This is a genomic window from Candidatus Falkowbacteria bacterium (genome assembly GCA_016699775.1).
Lineage (GTDB): Bacteria > Patescibacteriota > Patescibacteriia > Patescibacteriales > Patescibacteriaceae > Patescibacterium > Patescibacterium danicum.
Map to the genome: position 1 here is coordinate 459,896 of CP065010.1, position 22,537 is coordinate 482,432.

The following is a 22,537-nucleotide window of genomic DNA, read 5'->3' on the forward strand; positions in this document are numbered from 1 at the left end:
TTATGAAAGTAAGAGCTTCTGTAAAGAAAATCTGTAAAGATTGCAAGACGATCCGCCGTAATGGGCGGGTTATGGTTATCTGTAAAACACCTAAACATAAACAACGTCAAGGCTAAACAGTTTTAAAGTTATAAGGTTATAAAGTTTATAAAGTAAAATACAACTATTTATAAACCTTATAACATTATAACTTTACAACCTTATAACATTATAACTATTCTATGGCAGTACGTATCGCCGGTGTAACAATTCCAAATGAAAAACGCGTTGAAATTGCTTTAACGTATATTTATGGTATTGGCCGAGAAACTGCTAGTAAGATTTTAGCTTCTGCAAAAGTTAATCCTGATACACGAGTAAAAGATCTAGGTGAAGAAGAAGCTAACCGTTTACGTGTCTTGATTGAAAAGGATATGAAGGTTGAAGGAGACTTACGTCGTGATGTTAGTGCAAATATTAAGCGTTTGCGTGATATTAACTCATACCGTGGAAGTCGCCATAGCAAACATTTGCCTGTTCGTGGTCAACGAACTAAAACAAATAATCGAACTGTTCGTGGAAACGTCCGCCGAACTGCAACATCTGGTAAAAAGGGTGCTGCTCAAAAGACCTAATCATTAATTTTTCTATGACTGACGAAAAGCAAACAACTGAAGAAGAAATTAAGGACGAAATCATTCTTGACGATGAAGAAGTGATGCCTGTGCCTGAAGCTAAAACTGAAGGTGAAGTTTTAGAAGAATTGCCTGAAGAAATTAAGAAAAAACTAGAAAAGCAAAAAGCCAATCGTCAAACTATGAAAGGCAAGAAAAAGAAGAAAACGACTGAAAAGCGAGTTACTTCTGGTAAAGCTTTCATTAACTCAACCTATAACAACACTATTGTTACCTTAACTGATACAGTCGGAAATGTTTTGTCTTGGGCAAACGCAGGTTTAGCTGGTTTTAAAGGACCAAAAAAGTCTACTCCATATGCTGCTCAAATAATTACTCGTATTGCTGTTGAAAAAGCAAAGGAATATGGCTTAGCTGAGGTTAAAGTTTTTGTTAAAGGTGTTGGTACTGGTCGTGAATCAGCTGTTCGTGCTTTAAACGCCAATGGTTTGAATATTACTTACATTAAGGATATTACACCTTTACCACACAATGGTTGCCGTAGCCGTAAGCCACGACGTGTTTAATTTTTTAATACTACCATCATGCCTCCAGTAAACATGCAACAAACTAAACGACCTAAAAAGCAAAGTACCTATGGTATTCAGCTTCAGGAAAAGCAAAAGGCCAAGAAAATGTACGGTCTTCGTGAAAAGCAATTTTTCTTGACCTTCTTACGAGCCAAGAAAAAAGGTGATGCAGGTGAAAACCTCTTACGATTATTAGAAATGCGTTTAGATAATGTAGTTTATCGTTTTGGTTTAGCTATTACTCGTGCCCAGGCTAGACAAATGGTTGGCCATGCTCAGTTTGACGTTAATGGACAAAAAGTTGACATTCCTTCATATCAAGTAAAGCCAAATGATGTTATTTCAATTCGTAAATCAAAAAAACAGAAAAAGCAGTTTAATGACTTACCAGAAAAATTAAAGAAAGCCATTGTTCCTGGTTGGTTAAATTTTGATGCTTCAGAAATGAGTGGTAAAGTTTTACATGAACCAAAGAAAGAAGATCTTGATCAATCTGTTAACAGTCAGTTAATAGTTGAATTCTATTCCCGTTAATTTTTATATATTTTGCCCGCTTTAGGGCAGACATTATTTATACGTATGAATAACATTGCATTGCCAAAAAAATTATCTTTTCTTCCAACCGAAGATAAGAATCGTTCCAAAGCTATTCTTGAACCATTAGCTCCGGGTTATGGTACAACCATCGGAAATGCCTTACGCCGAGTTCTTCTGGCTTCATTACCAGGAGTGGCTGTTATTGGTGCCAAGATTGAAGGCGCAACTCACGAATTTATGGCATTGCCAAATATTAAAGAAGATATTTTAGAAATAATTTTGAATCTTAAGAAAATTCGCTTGCATCTTGATGAAGGTCTTGATGAAGCTCGTTTAGAATTGAAAGCTTTTGGAGAAAAAGTTATTACGGCCGCTGATATTACAAAGCAAGCTGGTGTTGAAATTACTAATCCAGAATCAGTTATTGCCCATTTAACAGATATGGGTGGAAAATTAAATATGGAAATTTTTGTTCGTCGTGGTCTTGGATATGAAACAATTGAGAGCCGTGAGGAAAAAAAGAATGAACTTGGCTATATTGACGTTGATTCAATCTACTCACCAGTTTTCACTGTTGGTTTAGATATTGAAAATGTTCGTGTTGGTAAAATGGTTAACTGGGAAAAATTAATTTTGGATATTGAAACAGATGGCACAATTACTGCTGAAGAAGCTTTTAAAGCAAGTGCTAATATTTTGATTGAACAGTTAAATGCTGTAGTAGCACTTGGTGAACAACCTGCAGAAATGTCTGAGAATGAAGAAGTAGCAACATCTGAAGAAGCTACTGAAGAAGCAGAAGTAGAAACCCCGGCAACAGAAGAAGTTGTTGAAGAAGAAGCTCCTAAGAAAAAAGCTAAAAAAGAAAAGAAATAATATTTTATGCGTCACCGTAATACTGGAAAAATTCTTGATAGAAAAAAAGCACCTCGCGAAATGATGTTGCGGAATTTGGCTGCCAGTGTTTTATTATACGAAAAAGTTAAGACAACCGAGGCCAAAGCAAAAACTGTTCGTTCATTAGTTGAACGTTTGATTACAGTTTCTAAAGCCGGTGATTTAGCAGCTCGCCGTTCTTTGATCAGTACTCTACCTCAACCAATGGCAGTAAAAAAAGCTATGGATGTACTTGGTAGTCGCTATAAAGAACGAGCTGGAGGCTATACCCGTATTGTTAAATTAGGCACCAGAGCTGGTGACGGAGCCTCAATGGTTCAGATCGAACTTGTATAAATATATGCCACATAAACCAATTATTCGAAATAAACATGAAATTGATGCTACTGATATGACTATCGGTCGTTTAGCGACTCGCGTGGCTACGTTGTTACGAGGAAAGCATAAAACAAGTTATCAGCCTCATATTGATGAAGGTGATATGGTTACTATATTAAATATCAGTAAAGTTAAATTTTCAGGAAAAAAACTTTCCCAAAAAGAATATTATAGTTATTCTGGTTATCCTGGTGGATTGAAGACAAAAAAAATGTCCGATATTTTTAAAGAAAAGCCAGGCGATGTTTTAAAGAGAGCTGTTAAGCAGATGCTTCCTCCAACTCGTTTACGTGAAGGAATGATGAAGCGTTTAACTGTTAAATAAGATTATCCTATGACTGAAGTTAAAGCTAAGACAATTAAGAAAGTTGAAAAAATCCCTACATCTTCTCGTTATATTGAAATGATGGGAAAGCGTAAAACAGCTGCTGCTCGTGTTCGTTTGTTTCAATCTGGTTCTGGAAAAATTATTGTTAATGATGTTGATGTAACTGAGTATTTTCCAACCCCAATTGCTCAAACAATTGTTCAAGAACCTTTAAAGTTAACTGCTTTAGAAGGCCAGCTGGATTTTACTATTAGAGTTAAAGGTGGAGGCAAACAAGGTCAAGCAGAAGCTGTTCGTCATGGTATAGCTTGTACATTACTTGCTTTAAATATTGAATTACGACCAATTTTGAAAGCTGAAGGTTGGTTAACTCGTGATGCACGTAAGAAAGAAAGAAAGAAACCAGGTTTGAAAAAAGCCCGTCGAGCACCACAGTGGAGCAAGCGTTAATGAAAAATATTTCTGTAGATTATGTATGAAAAATCCGTTAATAATAGCGGATTTTTTATTTTATTTCTTTTAATTAAACATAGTCTTTTATCTAGGTACAACTGAATAGTCTAGACTAACTAGCGTAGTAGTCCAAAATTTTTTTATATATTAAGAAAAAATCAAATATTGCTACAAGAAAATATGCTATAATATGATTAATTTTAGCCAAAAAAACGTGTATTGACTGTTCTAGTATATTATAATATACTAGAGATAGGTATTTGTAATATAAAATAATAAACATGAACAACGATTTAATACAATATATACAACAGCAGATTAGAACTACTTCAGAAAGAATTAGGAGATATACTCATAGTCCAAGGGGAGAAAAATATCCTCAGCGTTTTATGTTTGTAAAAATTAAACAATATATTGATGGATTTTTAAATAAAACCCAGGATAATAGAATGGTGATTATCCCCGGTTTTAGAGGTGTGGGCAAAACGACATTAATGGCACAAATATGTGAAGCATATTCAAAAAGAATCGAAAATATTTTATTTTTATCAGTGGAAGAAACCTATAGTCTGCTGAATGCTGGAATAAATGATATAGTTTCTGCTTTTGAAAGTGTGGTTGGACAAAGTGTTGATACCATAGAGAAACCGACTTTGATTTTTTTGGATGAGATACAAACTGATCCTAAGTGGGCAGTTAGTTTAAAAATTTTGTTTGATAAAACATCTAATGTATTTTTTTGTTGCACGGGATCTTCTGCAGTTATTTTGCAAACTACAACAAATTTAGCTAGAAGAGCCTTGTTTGAGAGAATGCCACCTATGTCTTTCATAGAGTATGAAATGATTAAAAACCAAACATTTCCCTCAATCGACTTAAAAAATAAAATACGACAAGCTATATATTTTTCAAATTCTGCTGAGGAAGTATTTAATAGTTTAAATGATTTACAAGGAGAGATAAATACGTCTTGGTCAAAAATAAATAGATATGATATTAAAACTTATTTGTCATATGGTACTTTACCTTTTTCGCTCACGATGCCAAATGAGACCGCTGTTTATGATGCTATATCATTATTATTGGATAAAATTATAAAACAAGATTTACCGACTCTTGGGAGTTTTGATCCGGATACACTTGGGGCGGTAAAAAGAATATTATTTGCCATTGCCGAAAACGATACAACCAGCCTTGGTATTTTAGAAGAGAGATTTAAAATAAATCGTTTAACCATATCAAATATTTTTGAAGCACTTGAAAAAGCTGAATTATTGATAAAAGTACCGGCGTACGGATCTAATATGACGGTTGCCAGAAAGCCAAATAAATATTTATTTATGTCGCCAGCGATTAGAATGACTTTCTTTTATTATACGGGTCAAGAGAGCACTTATTTAACCAGGCAGGGAAAGCTATTAGAAGATTCTTTTGCATCTCATCTTTATCGTGAATTTATTTTAAGAAATCAGGGCCTGGTCAGATATGACAGTGCTCAGGGAGGAGCTGATTTTATTCTGCAGATTATGAATAATAAGCAGATTGTGATTGAAGTTGGGATGGGTAGTAAGGATGTAAAGCAAATAGCTACAACTGCAAAAAAAATTAATTCAGATTATAATCTGATTTTTTCAAATTCCGAGTTAAAAATAAACCCAGAATTAAAGACAGTATTTATTCCTTTGGATTATTATTTTTTGATGTAAATCATGGTAATATATTATCTTATACAAAACACCCTTTCCGGGTGTTTTTTTGTTGTATATTTAGCCTCAAAATGATAGTATGAGGCTATATGAAAGGAGTTTTAATTTGTGGATTAGGTAATTTTGGCTATGCGATTTTAAAGCATTTGGATCGTTATAAACGGTCGGAGTATAAGATATATGCCTTTGATCGCAATCCAAAAGTAATGTCCCAGTTACGAAATTTTCGTCGGCATCTGCGGATCAAACCTAATCAGAAAATTTCTAAGGATATTATTCTGCCAACTAATCTAGCAGAGGTGTTTCCTAATATTGATATCCTTATTTTAGCTATCACGGCTTCGTCTATTCCAGAAGTACTTAAGCAGTTAAATGATTTGCCACGTAGACGCAAGAAGCTACTGATCATTAATACTGCCAAGGCCTTGGCGCCTAAAACTGGTGAGCGTTTAGATAAAATTATCGCCGAACAATTAATTCATCCGCATACGTATGTTTATATAGCTGGTGGAACGATAGCTGAAGATTTATATAATTCTCATCCTCTCGGAGCTACCGTGGCTTCAATTAATCTTCATGCTTGTAAACAAGCTGAACATTTATTAGGCTCACGTAATTTTCGTTTATATTCTACTCGTGACGTTGCGGGAACTGAATATTGTGCTGCTTTTAAAAATGTAGTTTCAATATTTGCGGGTATCGTCTCCGGTTTAGGTTGGCCGTATGGTTCAGAAACTTATTTTATTTCCAGATTTAGCAAGGAAGTTGAGCGGTTTGTGCATACAGAGTTGGAGGGTGAGTTAAAAACATTTAGTATGGATAGCCAATGTTGGGGTAATGATTTATGGATGAGTTGTACTGGCAAAACCAGAAACCGTGAATTTGGCTACTTAATTGGCAGGGGATTGTCAGTAGAGCAAGCTTTTCTAAAGATGCAAAAAAGAAAGAAATCAGTTGAAGGCTTGACCACTATTCAAGTCTTGCCAAAATTAGTAAAGAATTTTTCAGCATATCCATTTTTGCAAGTTATGAAACAAATAATATTAGAAAATAAGGATCCAGAAATATCCATTTCCCGTTTGATTGAAAATAAAATTATTTAAGTATGTCCGAAAAAATTTCTAGCATTGCACGCAATACTTCATATTTTACTTTAGCATTAGTAATCCAAAAGATTATTTCTTTGGCTTACTTTACAATCTACGCCCGTGTCTTGGGACCGGCTGATTTGGGCCAATATTACTTTGCTATTTCTATAACTTCAATTTTCTCAATCTTTATTGATTTTGGTTTAGGTAATGTAATTACTAGAGAAGTTGCCAAGCACCCAACAAAAGCTTCTAGTCTTTTTAGTAATGCACTTAGTATTAAATTAATTTTTTCAGTTATTACGATTATTGGTTTAATCGTTTGGACACAAGCTTGGCAATATAATGGGATTACTCGTGATTTAATTTATATAGCTGCCTTGGTAATGATCTTTGATAACTTTACTAACACCTGTTATGCGATTTTACGTGGTTTTCATAATCTAAAGTTTGAAAGTATTGCATCGGTCGGTTTTCAATTTATTGTTTTGGTCTTTAGTTTATTTGTTATTGGTTTCGGATTAGACATCCGTTGGTTAATGATGTCATTAGTAACGGCTAGCCTTGTTAATCTTGGTTATTCAGCATATATAGTTCGTAAGAATAGACAAATCCGATTTTCTTTTACTTGGGATACAATTTTAATTAAGCAGGTACTATTAATTGCTTTGCCGTTTGCAGTCTACGCAATCTTTCAAAGATTCTATACTTTTTTTGATTCAATTTTACTCTTTAAATTTGCCGGGCCTGAGGCAGTTGGTTTATATCAAATTCCTTTTAAGATTATTGTTGCTATTCAATTCTTACCAATGGCTTTTACTGCCTCATTGTATCCAGCCTTAAGCGCCTATTGGCATAATAATCGCGAGCAATTAAGTATTACTTTTGAACGAGCGATTAATTACTCATTAATTATTGGTATTCCAATTATGATTGGAACCATTGCCATGGCCGATCAAATTGTTTTACTTTTTAAAGAAGGCTTTACTTCAGCGGCTTGGCCATTACAGATTTCAATGATGGCAGTTCCGTTTATGTTTCTTAGTTATCCGATTGGTTCATTACTCAATGCTTGTGACCGTCAAAAACGTAATACCATAAATATTGCGATTGTTGCTATTGGAAGTGCTTTGCTTAATTTGTATTTAATTCCTCGTTTTGGAGTTATTGGCGCATGTATTACGACAGTGATTACAAGTATTGCTTTGATTATTTTAGGTTGGGTGGTTGTACCGAGTATTATTACTATTAGAACAAAAAAAATTGCTTTAATGCTTGTTCGTATTATTGGCGCTGGATCAATTATGGGACTTTCTGCCTTTGCACTAAAGAATATATTTCATCCCATTGGAACAATTATTTCTGCCAGTGTTGTATATGCAGTGAGCTTATATTTTTTCAAAGGATTTACTAAAGAAGATATTACAAGTATTATGATTTCTTTTAGAAAAAAAGTTTAATATGAAAACACTTTTTATTACTTTGGAATTTCCTCCTAAAGTTGGGGGAGTGGAAAATTACTATGGAAAAATAGCCGAATATTGGCCTGAGGAGTTGGTAGTCCTTACCAACAACCAAAATGAGCTAATTAGCCAAAAAATGCCCTTTTTAGCCTGGTTTAAGGCCTTTAAGCCAGTTAGAGCTGCAATCTCTCAAAACAATGCTGTGTGGCTTCTGGTAGGCGAAATTTTGCCCTTGGGAACTGTAGCTTGGCTTCTTTCATATATATGTCCTTTCCGATACGCGATTATGTTGCATGGACTGGATTTCTCCTTAGCCACCAAAAGTTTTATAAAGCGTTTTGTCTCAAAACAAATTCTAGAAAAAGCTAGCACTGTTATTTGTGCAAATTCTCATACGGCTAAGGAAGTGAAAAAAACATTTCCTAAAGTTTCAAATATTAACGTTGTTAACCCTGGTGTTGAAAAAGATATACCCTTGGTTTCATCTCTAGAGATAGAAAATTTTAAAATCAAAAATAATTTAGAAGAGGCTTTTATACTTTTAAGTGTCGGAAGGTTAGTTAAAAGAAAAGGAGTGGACATGGTGTTGTCAGCTTTGTCAGACCTAACTTCACATATTCCAAATTTACAATATATAATTATTGGAGATGGACCAGAAAAAAGCTATCTACAGAATATTATTCACCAGCTTGGATTAGAAAATAATGTTCGTATACTTTCAGATGTTAATGATGAAGAAAAAAATAAGTATTTTGCTAGCTGTGATATTTTTATCATGACAGCACGAAATATTGATGGAGACTATGAGGGATTTGGAATTGTTTATCTAGAAGCTGGACTTTTCTCAAAGCCGGTTATTGCTGGTTCAAGTGGAGGAGTTGGAGAAGCAGTACAAAATACAATTAATGGATTAGTTGTTGATGAAGAAGATCCCAATTCAATTGCTAAAGCAATTGTGGATTTGTATAATAATCAGGCTTTACGAAAGCGTTTAGGTGAAGCTGGCCGAGAGAGAAGTCTAAAACAAAGTTGGGAACAGCAAGTGTCAAAAATATATTCTCTTTTATCATAATTATGAAACCAGTAATTTCAATTATTATTCCAATCTATAATCAAGCCTCAAAAATAGGGGATTGTTTGGAAAGTATTCTTAGACAAACGTATCGTGACTGGGAGGTGATTATTGTTAATGACGGATCAACAGATTCTATTGACCAAGTAATTGATCACTACAAAACTAAATTTCCTAATGATCAGTTTTTTTATTATTCAAAAAATAATGAAGGCTCAAATCCAACGCGAAATTATGGTGCAGAAAAAGCAAGAGGGGAGTATTTCTTGTTTTGTGACGCTGATATTGTTTTAGAACCTACAATGTTAGAAAGTATGATAACAACTCTTAATAATCATCCTGAAGCAAGTTTTGTCTATTGTTCTTTTTATTATGGAGCAAAGTTATTCAAATTATTTCCCTATGATCAAGACAAATTACGACAGATGCCTTATATACATACAACTTCACTTTTAAGGAAAGAACATTTTCCTGGATTTGATAATACAATTCGTCGTTTGCAAGATTGGGACATGTGGTTATCAATGCTTAGTCAGCACCATACTGGAATTTGGATTAATAAACCATTATTTAGAGTAAAAACCAATGGTCATATAAGTACCTGGCTACCTCGAATTGCTTATAAAATTTTACCGTTTTTACCAGTGGTAAAAAAATATAATCAATCAGTGGATCGTATAAAACATAAACATGGCTTGGTCTAAAATTGTTATTTTGGTTATAGTCGGTTCTGTTCTTGGTGGAATGTTGGCTTTTTTGTCTTTTTTTCAGGAAAGTAACCCAAAGAATCAGGATGTTTTTTTAAACAATAAAGAAATCAATCTTTTGATTGCCAAAACTCCAGCCGAGCATTACCAGGGTCTAAGTGATAAAGTGTCTTTATGTCGTCAATGTGGTATGTTGTTTGTGTTTGAGGTAGTAGAACCTAGGACTTTTGTCATGAGACGAATGAACTTTCCTTTAGATATAGTTTGGATTTATAAACAAACAGTAGTTGGTATTTCAAAAAATTTACCACCTGAGTCCTTTGAGCCTTATACTCCATATCAATCACCTGGTGAAGTTGATTGGGTACTTGAACTAAACGCCGGAGCAGCCGATTTTTATAATCTTGAAGTTGGAAAAAAAATTAGTATATCTACATCACAGTAATTTTTTATGAAACATTTCTTGGTTTCGAAACAAAAGATAACATTATTTTTTTGGGTATTGGTAAGTCTTTTAATTATTGAAGGCGCTTCTTTTTCGAGTTATTTTAATCCATTAGTTGGAATAGTGGTTGGGGGAATAATTGTCTTGGCGACATTAGTTATAAGTTTGAAAAGTATATCTAATGGACTCTTGGTAGTTGTTGCGGAATTACTATTAGGTTCACAGGGGTATTTATTTTCCTTTGATATAGCCGGTTCAACAATTTCCTTACGTATTGCTTTATGGATTATTGTGATGGGAGTATGGATAAGTAATCTGATTGGTCAATTTCTTCGTGATAAGAATTTTAACAACATATTTAAAAATATTCCCTACCAAAAGCCCTTAGTATTTTTACTAAGTGTTTTGGGGTTTGGTGTGATTGTTGGTTTACTATCTGGTAATAATCAGCTATTTTTCTTTCTAGAATTAAAACGATGGTTGTATATACTTATACTATTTCCATTCATAACTTCTTTTCGATCAACCGAAGAACTTTCCAAATTATTCACGGTTATAGTAAGTGCTATTGTTGCGCTTTGTATTAAAGTATTACTTTTAATTTATATATTTTCACATTCATTTTTGCCGTTAGTGTATGATGTTTATGGCTGGATGCGACAAAATCTTCTTGGCGAAATTACTCGTTGGCCAAGTGGATTTTCACGAATTTTTATGCAGTCACAAATTTTTCTTTTACCAGGAGTTACTGCTTTTTTTCTGGCCATGTACACAAAAATACAGAACCCTCAATTACTATATAGAAAAAAATTTTTTGGCATCATGGTTGTAACTCTCAGTTGCTTTTCAGTTATTATTGCTAGTCTTTCGCGAAGTTTTTGGTTAGGTGCGATTATTGGTGTTATTGTAACCGCAATTTGTTATATAGCTGTCTATCGACCTCATATAAAAAAAATTCTGGGTTTTTGTTTAGTGCTGGGTGGCACAGTGGTTGTAAGCACTGCCTTGTTGTTCGCCGTAGTGCGTTTTCCTTTCCCAAAGCCTTCAGCCAATATTGACGCCTCGTTACTAACTGATCGAGCGATAAAAATGGAAGCAGGGGCTGCCTCTCGTTGGTCATTACTACCAGTGATGTGGCAAGAAATAAAAAAATCACCATTTTTCGGATATGGTTTTGGTAAAAGTTTAACCTATAAAACCTATGATCCACGAATTGTTGCTACTGGGAGTAATGGATTGTATACAACCTATGCTTTTGAATGGGGATGGTTGGATATTTGGTTAAAGTTTGGTTTACTTGGACTTATTGCTTATGGTTGGTTATTGTGGTTATTGTGCCAAGACGCTTTTAAATTATTAAAAAAAGAAGGCCTAGTAGGTTCGGTTATTTTGTTTAGTCTTGTTTCATTAGTAACCGTTCATTTCTTTACCCCATATTTAAATCACCCACTTGGTTTTGGTTACTTAGCTTTGATAATTGTATTTTTAGAAAGTAGAAAAAATAGTCATTTATCTTTTGCACAAAACTAGTGTGCAACTTGCCAATTTCTTCTAGGTATTGTATAGTAGAATTCATTATTTATTTTACAACTCTATGACTGATCAAATTATATCTGAGGAAGGCTACCAAAAATTAGAAGAGGAATATCACTATCTAACAACGTTAAAGCGTCGTGAGATTGCTGACCGAATTGAAAAAGCCAAAGAGCTTGGTGACTTAAGTGAAAACGCTGAATATGCCGATGCCAAAGAGGCTCAAGCATTTAATGAGGGTCGAGTTTCTGAAATCGCTAATTTATTAAAAAATTTAACTGTCGTAAGAAATATTTCCAAGAATGAAGTTGGGATGGGTTCAAAAGTAGTAGTTGAAATTAATGGAGAAAAAAAGGAATATACTATTGTGAGTTTTAATCAGGCTGATCCTTTGACTGGACAGATTTCAAATGAATCTCCATTAGGAATTGCTTTTGTGGGAAAGAAAGTTGGTGATACTGTTGTCGTGCACAGTCCAAAAGGGGAGATGACGTATAAAATAATTTCAATAGCTTAGTTGTAATAAATAGAAAACTGTTTAGTTATATAGCTAATCAGTTTTTTGTTATTCCCAAAATAATAATATAATAGAAACTACACCTAGAATAAGTCCAGCTGTTTGTAGTTTACTAACTGGCTCTTTATACAGAAGCACCCCGAGTAGAATTGCAATAATCGCCGAAGCAACAGAAAAGATAATGGCACCTCGACCAAGTTGAGCTCCATTCTTTAAAGCAAATAACCAAAAAGAATTGGCAATTAGATAAAAAGTAAGACTAGTGACGGCAATCCAGACTGATTTATGAATTGACCAGTTTTTTGCAAATATATCAGCCACGGCTTCAAAAAATATTAAGAGAGCCAGGGGTAAAATCCATTTATTCATAGTAACTAAATTTTATCATAGTATGTGTAGAAATGTCTTTTACTATTTTGACTATTTGGACAAAAACCTTTAAAATTAGTAATTATCTATCAATTTTCCTTAAAGCCTTTATTGTATGTTGGATATAAAGTTTATTCGTGAGAACAAAGACTTGATTATAAAAAATAGTCAAGATCGCCTTAGTACTGTTGATATTAATACATTGCTTCGAGCTGATGAAAAATATCGGCACTTACTTGGCCAGATTGAAGAATTACGAGCCAAACGAAACCAAGGTTCAAAAAATAAACCTTCTCAAGCAGAAATTGCTGCCATGAAAGACGTTGGAGATTTAATCTCTTCTTTAGAGGATGAGGTGCGAGTAGTAGAGGGAGAAGTTCATCAATTACTATTATCAGTACCAAACCTAGCACACGCTGATGTTAAGCGAAGTGACAATGAAGAAGATAATCCGGTTTTGGAAACGGTGGGTACAATTCCTAAATTGAATTTTGCGCCAAAAGATCATGTTGAATTAGCTGAGAGTTTAGATTTGGTTGATTTTGAGCGGGGGACCAAAGTTGCAGGTGCTAAGTTTTATTATTTAAAAAATGAATTAGCTCTTTTAAGTCTGGCGTTGAACCAATATGTTTTACATATTGTTATGAAGCATGGTTATAAGTTCATGATTACGCCAGATGTTGCCAGAAACTCAATTATTGAAGGCCTTGGTTTTAATCCTCGTGGTGAATCAAGTCAAGTTTATCAACTTGAAAGTCAAGATTTGGGCTTAGTGGGGACTTCAGAGATTACCTTAGGTGGGTATCATAGTGAGGAAGTCTTAGCATTAGAAAAGTTGCCAATTAAGTATGTTGGTTTATCGCATTGTTTTCGAACTGAAGCTGGAGCCTATTCAAAGTTTTCTAAAGGAATTTTTCGTGTTCATCAATTTGAAAAAATAGAAATGTTCATTTATGCAGTGCCAGACCAAGCTGAAAGTTTGCATCAAGAAATGCTAGAAATTGAAAAAGAAATATTTTCCGGTTTAGGTATTCCTTTTAGAGTTGTTGATCATTGTACAGCTGATTTGGGCGCACCGTCATATCGAACCTTTGACTTGGAAGCTTGGTTGCTAGGTAAGCCAAATAAAGAGGGAGGTGCAGGGGATTGGGCAGAAATTACTTCCACTTCAAATTGTACTGATTATCAATCAAGATCACTTAACATAAAATATGTTAACAAGGAAGGGAAAAAAGAATTAGTCTATACCCTTAACGGCACAGCCAATCCAGGAGTACGAGCCTTGATTGCAATTATGGAAAATTACCAGCAGGCAGATGGGTCAATTAAAATTCCAGAAGTTCTGATTCCATATATGAATGGAGTTAAGATAATACAGAAAACTTCTTAATCGCTTTTCAATTTAATATTTCCATAAACTTTTTAATATTTTAGTATTGTAAGGTTTATAGTTTTTCAGTATGTCTCCTCATCATTACCAAAGACAATATACTCCACTGCGACGACCAAGCCATCGTTTTGGTAATCCATACTTCCGTAGTCGAGCATCTGATAAAGTTTCGGTCTCTCGGGTAAAAAACTCAGTGGCATGGGTCTCATTCAGAATTTGGATGTATCTAATATTATTCGGAATCTTACTAATCGCTTTAATTTGGTTAATTTGTTTTTCTCCCTTTCTAACGATTTCTCAGATTGAAATAAGCGGTGCCAGGGAAGAACGAATTCAATCTATTGAACAATCAGCTTGGGATCAAGCGAGCCAACACCGTTTCTGGCTTTTGTCGCAGTCCCATCTTTATTTATTTAACAGTAATTTTTTTAAAGAAAAATTATTGGAGCAATATAGTCTTAACGAGGTCCAGATCAAAAAAGTAGTACCAAAAAAATTAAAGATTGTTATAACAGAAAAAACGCCGGTTGCAGTCTGGATTGAAAATGATGCCTATTATTTAATTGATGGTGAAGGTTGGGTAATTAATACGGTTGGAGGCCCAATGCCTGATTTAGTAACCATCCATAATAATGGCCAGCCAAAGTTAAATAATAAGCGCCTGGAAGGCCAGGAGAGCCTTATAAAGGCTAGTATAGACCTAAAATCAAGCCTAGACAGTAAATTTGCTTATTTAGAATCTGACCAGATTATAACAACCTATGAACGTAATTCACTTACTCTTATATTAAAAGATGGAGACCTTATATATTTTACTATTGATGAACCGATTTCTTCCCAGCTTGATCGATTAGATGCTTTAATTAAAGGACAGTTAAAAAATCAGCTTTCGGGAGTCAGCTATATTGATCTACGGTTTGGAGATAAGGTATACTATAAGTAGGGGAGAGTAAATGAAGTTATAATCTTATTTATCTATAATTAAGTTACTATGGAAACAGGTTTTAAACTATTATTTTTATTTGGTGTATTTTTATACTCTGTAATTACAGTTGGTGTATTTTTATTAATTTTAAGAATTCTTTTGGTATTTTACCCAGAGCTACAATTTATGGGTTTCACCATTACTTAATATAGAGAAAAATTTAGTAAAAAAGCTAAAGCGATAAATTGTTTTTATCGTTTTTTATTTATGAGTTATAAGTTTATAGATAGCTTTGTTATTCACTAGCTTTAGAAGAAAAAATTATTGGGACTTCTATTTGGTCATCGTATTCAGGTAACCCAGAAGGGTTATCTTTTTTTAAAATAATTTTACCAGTAGCTGTGCTTGGTTTTGGAAAGGAAAGAGTTAGTGAGAAAGGCACAAAATTTTCTGTCATCCATTCACCCTCGGCAGTTGCCGGGGCTTGGGCGAGCAGTAGATTATTTGAATCATAAATCGCTACTGGAAATGATGCTTCAAAATACCAGTTTCCACGGGCTTGACCTTTTATTGTGACTGGTGAACTGATAGATTCATTTTTCTTGGGACTAGATACAGTAATATTCAAATTATCTTGTTCGGTTGGTTCAAGCGGGGGAGTGATTTCCTCGGTAAAGGTTTGAGTTTGGTTGGCTATACAACGGCGAGGATAACTTTCTTGTACTGGGAATCCCATGGCAACACATTCGTTAAAATTAGATACTTCCGGTGGCTCTGTTAGGGGCACCGATTTTCCAGATAGCCATTGATCGCGGGTACTAATAATAACGGCAATTAATCCGATTATTATGATGTATAAAATGATGAAGTGATTTTTCTTCATAGGTAATCTATAGTATACCAAAAAATTAATCCTTTTGATACTCAATGATTCATGTTAAAATAAATATATATATTTAATAAAATCATACAATGTCTCAAATATTTAAAAGAATGTATTGGTCGACAGTTATTGTAACATCACTACTTTTAATTATCGGTATAGGATGGTTTCTTTTCCAATCTCCAAATAGTGAGAAATTTTCAGATACTAAAATTATTGATTCCTGGTCAGTAGTTAATAAAGTTAAGGAATTTTCAGCCAATATTTTTGACCCAAATCCATTACGTTTTGAAGGGGATGCAGAACAAGGCTTTTTGACTACTCAGGGTGTTCTTTCCGAGACCAATCGGTATCGTCAGGCTGAAGGGTTAAAAGTATTATCATTTAACGCTAAATTAGAACAATCAGCTAAAGCTAAACTGGAAGATATGTTTGAACAAAAATATTTTGCTCATGTTTCTAAAACAGGGGAGGGGCCAGGTGAATTAGCATCGACTGCTCAATATGAATTTATTGTTGTTGGCGAAAACTTAGCATTGGGAAATTTTGCTGATGATTCGGAATTAGTAAAAGCTTGGATGGATAGCCCTGGTCACCGGGCAAATATTATGAATAAAAATTATCGAGATATTGGGATTGCAGTTGGTAGGGGAGTGTTTGAGGGAAAACTGACCTGGCTGGCCGTTCAAGAGTTTGGTATTCCAATTTCACTTTGTAATAGTGTTAATGAAAGTCAGGAAGTTCTAATTATTTCAAACAAAGAGCAACTTGCTCTGTGGGATGCGGAAATCAAGAAAAAATATCAAGCTCTATCAAAACTACCAAGGACAAGTCCTGAGTATCAAAGTAAAGCTCTTGAATATAATACATTAGTGGATACGTATAATGCGTTATCTCGTCGAACCAAAGCTATAGTTTCAGAATATAATGAAGATGTCACTTTGTATAATGATTGTCTTAAAGGTTTTAACTTATAATTTTCTAGAGAATATTTTTTTTATTTGATTAAATATTTCAGCCCGAGTTTTTTTATTTTTTAGAACATGAATAATTTGGGGTAAGGATGTAAAAAGAATTACTAAAATTATTATTGGTAAAATATAGTAATGTGCTTCTGGGACTATTCTACCCAGAAGATAGCCAAGAATTAATAAACCAGCTGACCAAATAATACCGCCTAATAAATTATAAAAGAAAAAACTGGGTAATTCATTTTGCCTACTCCGGCTAATATTGGCGCAAAGGTTCGTAATACTGGAAAAAATCGTGCTAGGACAATGGTTTTAGCTCCATATTTATCAAAAAAGACTTGTGCTCGTTTTAGATTTTTTTTTGAAAACATTATTGAATCTTTTTGTTTAAAAAGTTTCGGACCGATTTTATAGCCAAAAGCGTATCCAACTGTATCTCCGGTGACGGCTGCTAAAAATAAAAGAGGAATCAGAATCATAATATCCAAAACCCCTTGAGAGGCAACAAAGCCAGCCGTGAATAAGAGGCTGTCACCCGGCAAGAAAAAACCAATAAGCAATCCTGATTCAGCAAAAGTAATAAAAAAAAGTCCGGTATAGCCGACTGTTTTAGTGAGTGTGACAAGGTCAAGCATAGATATACTATATGTTAACAGAAAATAATATATCAAGCTATATTAAAAACACCCGGTCGTAGTGATCGGGTGTTTTTAAAAAGAAAACTAAATTACATGGTTTCTTCTGCTTCTTCAGTAGGCTCTTCAGTGCCTTCTTCTGTTTCTCCTTCAGTTCCCATGTCATCATTGTTGGTTTCTTCGTCTTCGTTCATGATTTCGTCAATCATATGTATAATCTAATGATTAATAAAGCCTTATCAAACTTGCCCAAAAGCTTAATAAGGTTACACGCATACGAGTGTATGAGTCTTTGAATAATAAACAATTACCAGGAAGCTGTCAAGTAATGATTGACATAAGAACGATGTTTATATAGAATGTCGTTAGTAATTTAACAAAATATAAACAGAAAAGGAGAACATTAAAAAATGAGTAATTTTAAAAAATTCTATTATTTAGTTCAGTGGAACTTTTTTTCAAAGGCAATTGAATTTGTTTATTGGGATAAAGATAGCCACTGCTATATAACAAAAGAAATTTATCGCTGTAAATCTTTGCCTGTAACGTCAAAAATATTTGACTTTAAGTCAGAAGAAAAGGCTACAAAAGTAATTAAGAGTATATATAATTTTTTATACCCTGATGACGGAAAACTACCACCATTTCAAAAAAATGACGTATTGAACGCAGCAAATCAATTTTTTTATTGGGAATTTTTAGGACGTTGGCAAATTGGTCCGAAATTGGTAGAATATTTGAAATCAAATCGTGCCGGTAATTTGATATTTGTTAGTGATGCAATGTGGGCTGTTTATTGTAGTATCACTAATTATAACTTTTCAAAGGAACAATTTAACTTCTATATTGAAGATAATGGTTCGTTTGAGATGAGATTACATAGTTGCTCATGTGAAAAATTCCCCTTTAACAAAAATGATTTTGATAATCCTTTGATAACATGGGTACAAATAGCGGAGCATAATACTGATAAAGGAATGGCAAATGAATTAGCGTTTTTGGCCGGTATCGCAGTGTTATCTAGTCTGGCTATGAAGAAGATAGTACTTTATCCAGAAAAAACCCCGTAACAAGGGTTTTTTATTATACTAGATTTAATACATTAGTTTGCTATACTGTAAGAAATTAATCATATGCATTCATTTGAATTTATCCCAGCAAAAGAGGAGAACTTAGCTTTAGAGAAACACCAAGATAAGCCAATAGAGCAAATTAGGGAAGAGCTAGATGGTAGTATGAGTAGTATTGCTGAGCAGGTAAATTCTACCTTTCAGGTAAAAGATTTTATAGATAATAAATGTGCTATTAATATTGAGCGTTATGGACTTTCTAAGGATGAGAAAAAGCAATATTATAATGATATTAAGGCTAGGCAAAGATATTTTTACAGTAGAGATCATCGGTCAATTCCTATTAAAGATATAAAGCAGCCAGATCTTGATAGATGGCTGACAGCACAGGAGCATCGCAAAAGTGAATTAGTTGAAAAGTTGACGACTCTCATATTACATAAAGGTTTAGGCCCCGATTATATAGTTGTACGAACCTGCAAAGGTGATGATTACAATGGCATAGACAATATAATTGTCCATAAGCCATCTGGCACTGTTGTTTGTGCTTTTGATGATTTCCATAGTGGTTTTAGTGATGACAGTGAGGATAAAAAATTAAATTATATAAAGGGAGCTTCAAAAAATGGTGGTGTGCCAATAAAATATGGTTTTACAGTAAAAGAGGGGAGGCTAGTGACTAAATCTTTTAATAATGTTCCTATATTTTATTTAGCTTTTAATGTTACTGAGCTTGATGAAGCGTTGCAAAACATAGATACTAAGGACCCGCATTCTTTGTCTGCTAGTGACGAGCCGTATTATGACAAAATTATTGAGGCTTTTTCAAGACAAATATCGATTATTGAAGAACAGGCAGTGCTTGGTAAATATCCAAGTAAAATTTTTATGCAAAATATACAAAAGTTTAAAGCTTTGCTACCAAGTATGAAAAGGATAGATACAAATTTTGAGCAGGAGGGGAGTATGCCACTGGCAGCTTGACATATATTATTTTTTTTATTATAATATATCACATTAAAAATCTGTTAAGAAATTTAAATTTTTTTTTCAAAAATAAAAAAAGACTATCATGAAAAATAATTTATATATGGTCTTAAAAGTTTTCGATTTGTTAAGACCAAAATTAGATGAACTTGGTTATGTATTGAGACGGGAGAGTTCTGAGTTACCTAGTACTACTAAAATTGCAATTTCCGATAGTAAGAAGAACCTGGAAGTAGGAAATAAAGTTGTCCTTATTTTTTCTAAAGATTTAGGAGGGGATAACTTTGGAATCGAGCATCATTATATCTATTGTGGTAATAATCACATTCTGGAAGATGATGATAGTTTTTATCGACAGAATAAGTCAAGTTTATTTGCCACAAGAGAGAGGGAAAAAATTATCTATGCCAAATTTACGGATGATCCCTCTCAGGTAGAGGAATTAATCAACAACATAGTTGAATATTTCAAACGGGTACGCATTCTGGACAATAGATGGCATCTGTCTGAATAGTAACGCTATATTTTTTAATATGCTCAGGGGAGTCTTTCTCTGAGTTTTTTTTGATAATTTTTAACATTCAAAAAAATTATACAGGTGATAATAGGAGAATATTATATAAATATTATTATATAACTATCTTAAAAGATTGATGGTTTAAGTTAGTAATTAAAAATAAAAGCAGAATCTTATAGATACCACGTCGGTTAAGTTATATTGTGCGACGTGTAGTTAACTAAAATGTTTAGACTTTTTGAGCCTTTTAACCACTTCCCCATAATAGATTGGTTTCTTGTGCTACAAAGACTTGTTATCTTAATATATTAATTTTATATTACTTTATATAAAAAAATAAAATTAATTCAAATTAGTAATTTTCGACTAAATTGATATTTCATTTGACCCACTCCCCTCCTGATGGTTCAAATAAAAAAGCCGGCTTCCAGGTAAGTCGGCTTTGAACGTTAGGTCATAAGTCTTTTATACTTTCATTTTTTTGATTGTATATATGTAATCATATACATAATGGCACGGAAACCAGAGGCCATAAGAATAACCTTTCCAATATTTTGTAAATCAAAATGGGAAAGATTATCTTTCATGGCAAATGCTGAGAGTAATAGAAAGCCTTGAATAACTGTTGTAATTCTACTTTCTTGAATAACGGAATCAGTCGATAATTCCAACATCTTCTTCCGAAGTTGGAAAAATATTAATGATATTATTTCGAGAACAATAATCGAAATAATAAACCACCATTCTGGCCAACAGATTATCACGGCTAGCAATAAGAGCGCTTTATCTCTTATGACATCTAAGCGGGCGCCGATTACTGTTTGTTCATTTCTCTTTTTGGCTACTTGCCCGTCAAAAAGGTCGGTCAACCAAGCAATTCCGTATAAAAGTATAGCCACCTCGCTTTCACCCACTTGGTAGAGCCATATTATTACTGGAATAAATAATAATCCCAGTATGGTAATATAGTTGGCTAAGGTGAAAAAATTGTAATTGTTTGGTAACTTGTTATGGAACTCTTGGTACTTTTTCATATACATGATCATTCTTCGATAAGACAGCCTTATCATGGACAATAATATTGCTATTTCAACAATAAAGTTGTACTCAATTGGAGTAACAAGTTTATTACTTATTAGGCATCCAAGAAGAATGAATTGAATGGCAGTAATATACTTACTTCCGGGAGCAATGTAGTGTTTTTTGCCATACTTTCTTACAATTGTGGAGAATTCTTGTCCGATAATTTCTAGGACAAGAACTAAAGAGGCTGTAACTGGTGAGAATAAAAAAATCAAAACGAGCAGAAATTTATCTGCTTTTCCGTCTAATTTTTCTCCAAAAGGAGTTCTACAATCAAAAGTTCTGGCAACCCACCCATCAAGAAAATCAGTGATAGCTGCTACTATTAGAACTAGTAATGCAAAGAAATGTTCATTTTCTATTATTAGATAAACAGAGACAGCGGTTAAGATAAAGCGAAGAAATGTAATAGCTGTTGCCCAGTTAAAAATATCATTTAACTTTGTTCCGCTAAAAGTATCACTTAGCCTTGTTTCTTGTTCATTTAGCATTATCATACTACTTCCCTTTTTTGGTTTTTGAGTTTGTGATTTAAACACCAAAAGCTTTTGTTTAAAGCTTTTAAAGATTAAATCCCAAACTATTTGCTAATGAACTTTTATAATTATTACCAAGCGAGGCCTGTTTGTCAATTAGTAGATAAAATTAAAAGGGGGGTGCTATGACTCCCCTTTTTAAAACTAGTGTAAGTTAGGAATTGTTTATTTTTACAATTTCTTTAATTTTTTTCGATCTCATTTTCAGATTATTTAATCGCTTGATTTCCACTTTATCTATTAGTTTATGCATTATCTTATTGATTACTTTACTATTGACGGGAAAAATGTTCCCTTCGTTATTCCTCGTAAAGATTGCCCAGTCAGAAATAATGCCAGGATGAAATCGTATTAAAGGTAAAATAGCCCATTCTATTACTTCATCAATTTCCTTAGCAAAAAATGGGTCTGTTTTATAAATCATTTCCCTGGCATTTTTATTGATTGATTGATGTAGGTATAGTGTAAAATGATTGCTGGAGAATGTTTGTCTTTCAATCTTTCCTTCATGTTTCTTAAACTTTTCTTGAGTTTTGAATCAACCACATTTTTTGTTCGACCAACAAGTACTTTTAGTTGATTAATACTTTGAAGGTGATACTGTCCATCTTTGTCTTTTTGGTATATCTTTGTAGATTCATAATCTGAAAAATTGTCTAAAAGATGATTTATTATTGTAGATTCATGCTCTTCCGGTATCCAATATCCAGATATTTGCATTTTATTCTACCAAAAAGTAACTTTTTCAAGGATGTTTGATCTCTCAATTTCCTCTGTAATTGGAACATTATTTCTTCCCGGAACAATTACAAGGGTTTTCTTAGGCATTTTTGTGAAATTTGAGGTTTTTTAAAGGTCAATTAA

At 33.5% G+C, this 22,537-nt stretch carries 26 protein-coding genes and 1 pseudogene; 22 read left to right on the forward strand and 5 right to left on the reverse strand.

The annotated features are described in order from the left end of the window. The first annotated feature begins 2 nt into the window (after positions 1-2). The 16 genes from rpmJ to greA all read left to right on the forward strand — a co-directional run bounded on the left by rpmJ (position 3) and on the right by greA (position 12,307). On the forward strand, positions 3-116 hold the full coding sequence (gene rpmJ / locus IPN41_02280; GenBank protein ID QQS60779.1) for a 50S ribosomal protein L36: 114 nt from the start codon (positions 3-5) through the stop codon (positions 114-116). A gap of 105 nt (positions 117-221) precedes the next feature. Next, on the forward strand, positions 222-614 hold the full coding sequence (rpsM, locus tag IPN41_02285) for a 30S ribosomal protein S13 (protein QQS60780.1): 393 nt from the start codon (positions 222-224) through the stop codon (positions 612-614). Between the two features lie 182 nt (positions 615-796). Beyond that, positions 797-1,180, forward strand: a complete 384-nt coding sequence (gene rpsK, locus IPN41_02290; protein QQS60800.1) for a 30S ribosomal protein S11 — start codon at positions 797-799, stop codon at positions 1,178-1,180. 18 nt (positions 1,181-1,198) lie between these two features. Beyond that, positions 1,199-1,717, forward strand: a complete 519-nt coding sequence (gene rpsD, locus IPN41_02295) for a 30S ribosomal protein S4 (GenBank protein ID QQS60781.1) — start codon at positions 1,199-1,201, stop codon at positions 1,715-1,717. Between the two features lie 45 nt (positions 1,718-1,762). Then, positions 1,763-2,596, forward strand: coding sequence for a DNA-directed RNA polymerase subunit alpha (gene rpoA / locus IPN41_02300; GenBank protein QQS60782.1), 834 nt, complete (start codon positions 1,763-1,765; stop codon positions 2,594-2,596). 6 nt (positions 2,597-2,602) lie between these two features. Beyond that, positions 2,603-2,953, forward strand: coding sequence for a 50S ribosomal protein L17 (gene rplQ / locus IPN41_02305; protein QQS60783.1), 351 nt, complete (start codon positions 2,603-2,605; stop codon positions 2,951-2,953). Positions 2,954-2,957: 4 nt separating this feature from the next. Next, entirely contained in the window at positions 2,958-3,320 is a 363-nt protein-coding gene (rplM, locus tag IPN41_02310) for a 50S ribosomal protein L13 (GenBank protein ID QQS60784.1), read from the forward strand. Between the two features lie 78 nt (positions 3,321-3,398). Further along, positions 3,399-3,773, forward strand: coding sequence for a 30S ribosomal protein S9 (gene rpsI, locus IPN41_02315; protein QQS60801.1), 375 nt, complete (start codon positions 3,399-3,401; stop codon positions 3,771-3,773). A gap of 284 nt (positions 3,774-4,057) precedes the next feature. After that, on the forward strand, positions 4,058-5,482 hold the full coding sequence (locus tag IPN41_02320; GenBank protein QQS60785.1) for an ATP-binding protein: 1,425 nt from the start codon (positions 4,058-4,060) through the stop codon (positions 5,480-5,482). A gap of 89 nt (positions 5,483-5,571) precedes the next feature. Continuing rightward, positions 5,572-6,585 (forward strand): NAD(P)-binding domain-containing protein, encoded by a 1,014-nt coding sequence (locus IPN41_02325; GenBank protein ID QQS60786.1) that lies wholly within the window; start codon positions 5,572-5,574, stop codon positions 6,583-6,585. 2 nt (positions 6,586-6,587) lie between these two features. Further along, complete coding sequence (locus IPN41_02330) at positions 6,588-8,030, forward strand: flippase (protein QQS60787.1); 1,443 nt, start codon at positions 6,588-6,590, stop codon at positions 8,028-8,030. Between the two features lies 1 nt (position 8,031). Continuing rightward, the gene (locus IPN41_02335) at positions 8,032-9,105 is read left to right on the forward strand and encodes a glycosyltransferase family 4 protein (protein ID QQS60788.1); all 1,074 of its coding nucleotides are present in this window, start codon (positions 8,032-8,034) and stop codon (positions 9,103-9,105) included. A 2-nt stretch (positions 9,106-9,107) separates the two neighbouring features. Beyond that, positions 9,108-9,809, forward strand: a complete 702-nt coding sequence (locus IPN41_02340; GenBank protein ID QQS60789.1) for a glycosyltransferase family 2 protein — start codon at positions 9,108-9,110, stop codon at positions 9,807-9,809. Beyond that, positions 9,796-10,257, forward strand: a complete 462-nt coding sequence (locus tag IPN41_02345; GenBank protein ID QQS59948.1) for a DUF192 domain-containing protein — start codon at positions 9,796-9,798, stop codon at positions 10,255-10,257. The genes IPN41_02340 and IPN41_02345 overlap by 14 nt, the downstream gene beginning before the upstream one ends. A 6-nt stretch (positions 10,258-10,263) precedes the next feature. Continuing rightward, positions 10,264-11,787 (forward strand): O-antigen ligase family protein, encoded by a 1,524-nt coding sequence (locus IPN41_02350; GenBank protein ID QQS59949.1) that lies wholly within the window; start codon positions 10,264-10,266, stop codon positions 11,785-11,787. Positions 11,788-11,851: 64 nt separating this feature from the next. Beyond that, on the forward strand, positions 11,852-12,307 hold the full coding sequence (gene greA, locus IPN41_02355; protein QQS59950.1) for a transcription elongation factor GreA: 456 nt from the start codon (positions 11,852-11,854) through the stop codon (positions 12,305-12,307). 48 nt (positions 12,308-12,355) lie between these two features. Here the strand turns inward: greA and IPN41_02360 are convergent, their stop codons facing one another. Then, the gene (locus IPN41_02360) at positions 12,356-12,676 is read right to left on the reverse strand and encodes an EamA family transporter (protein QQS59951.1); all 321 of its coding nucleotides are present in this window, start codon (positions 12,674-12,676) and stop codon (positions 12,356-12,358) included. 115 nt (positions 12,677-12,791) lie between these two features. On the opposite strand from IPN41_02360, the gene serS reads away from it, so the two are divergent. Together serS and IPN41_02370 are read left to right on the forward strand one after the other, a co-directional pair. Then, positions 12,792-14,066, forward strand: a complete 1,275-nt coding sequence (serS, locus tag IPN41_02365; GenBank protein ID QQS59952.1) for a serine--tRNA ligase — start codon at positions 12,792-12,794, stop codon at positions 14,064-14,066. A 70-nt stretch (positions 14,067-14,136) separates the two neighbouring features. Beyond that, positions 14,137-15,009: a cell division protein FtsQ/DivIB gene (locus tag IPN41_02370; protein ID QQS59953.1), complete on the forward strand. Its 873-nt coding sequence runs from the start codon at positions 14,137-14,139 to the stop codon at positions 15,007-15,009. A gap of 277 nt (positions 15,010-15,286) precedes the next feature. Here the strand turns inward: IPN41_02370 and IPN41_02375 are convergent, their stop codons facing one another. Then, complete coding sequence (locus IPN41_02375; protein ID QQS59954.1) at positions 15,287-15,874, reverse strand: Gmad2 immunoglobulin-like domain-containing protein; 588 nt, start codon at positions 15,872-15,874, stop codon at positions 15,287-15,289. Positions 15,875-15,963: 89 nt separating this feature from the next. On the opposite strand from IPN41_02375, the gene IPN41_02380 reads away from it, so the two are divergent. Then, complete coding sequence (locus tag IPN41_02380; GenBank protein QQS59955.1) at positions 15,964-16,851, forward strand: CAP domain-containing protein; 888 nt, start codon at positions 15,964-15,966, stop codon at positions 16,849-16,851. Here IPN41_02380 and IPN41_02385 read toward each other — a convergent pair. Beyond that, positions 16,846-17,480 (reverse strand): annotated as a pseudogene (locus tag IPN41_02385) (VTT domain-containing protein). The gene IPN41_02380 and the pseudogene IPN41_02385 overlap by 6 nt on opposite strands. A 410-nt stretch (positions 17,481-17,890) precedes the next feature. Here IPN41_02385 and IPN41_02390 point away from each other — a divergent pair. The 3 genes from IPN41_02390 to IPN41_02400 all read left to right on the forward strand — a co-directional run bounded on the left by IPN41_02390 (position 17,891) and on the right by IPN41_02400 (position 20,051). Further along, the gene (locus tag IPN41_02390) at positions 17,891-18,550 is read left to right on the forward strand and encodes a hypothetical protein (protein QQS59956.1); all 660 of its coding nucleotides are present in this window, start codon (positions 17,891-17,893) and stop codon (positions 18,548-18,550) included. A 63-nt stretch (positions 18,551-18,613) separates the two neighbouring features. Further along, positions 18,614-19,534 carry a hypothetical protein gene (locus IPN41_02395; protein QQS59957.1) on the forward strand — a complete coding sequence of 307 codons (921 nt, stop codon included), beginning with the start codon at positions 18,614-18,616 and terminating at the stop codon, positions 19,532-19,534. Between the two features lie 88 nt (positions 19,535-19,622). Next, positions 19,623-20,051: a hypothetical protein gene (locus IPN41_02400; protein QQS59958.1), complete on the forward strand. Its 429-nt coding sequence runs from the start codon at positions 19,623-19,625 to the stop codon at positions 20,049-20,051. A gap of 476 nt (positions 20,052-20,527) precedes the next feature. Here IPN41_02400 and IPN41_02405 read toward each other — a convergent pair whose 3' ends face one another. Then, on the reverse strand, positions 20,528-21,634 hold the full coding sequence (locus IPN41_02405) for a CDP-alcohol phosphatidyltransferase family protein (protein ID QQS59959.1): 1,107 nt from the start codon (positions 21,632-21,634) through the stop codon (positions 20,528-20,530). A 459-nt stretch (positions 21,635-22,093) separates the two neighbouring features. After that, positions 22,094-22,393 carry a hypothetical protein gene (locus tag IPN41_02410; protein ID QQS59960.1) on the reverse strand — a complete coding sequence of 100 codons (300 nt, stop codon included), beginning with the start codon at positions 22,391-22,393 and terminating at the stop codon, positions 22,094-22,096. Positions 22,394-22,537 lie beyond the last annotated feature (144 nt).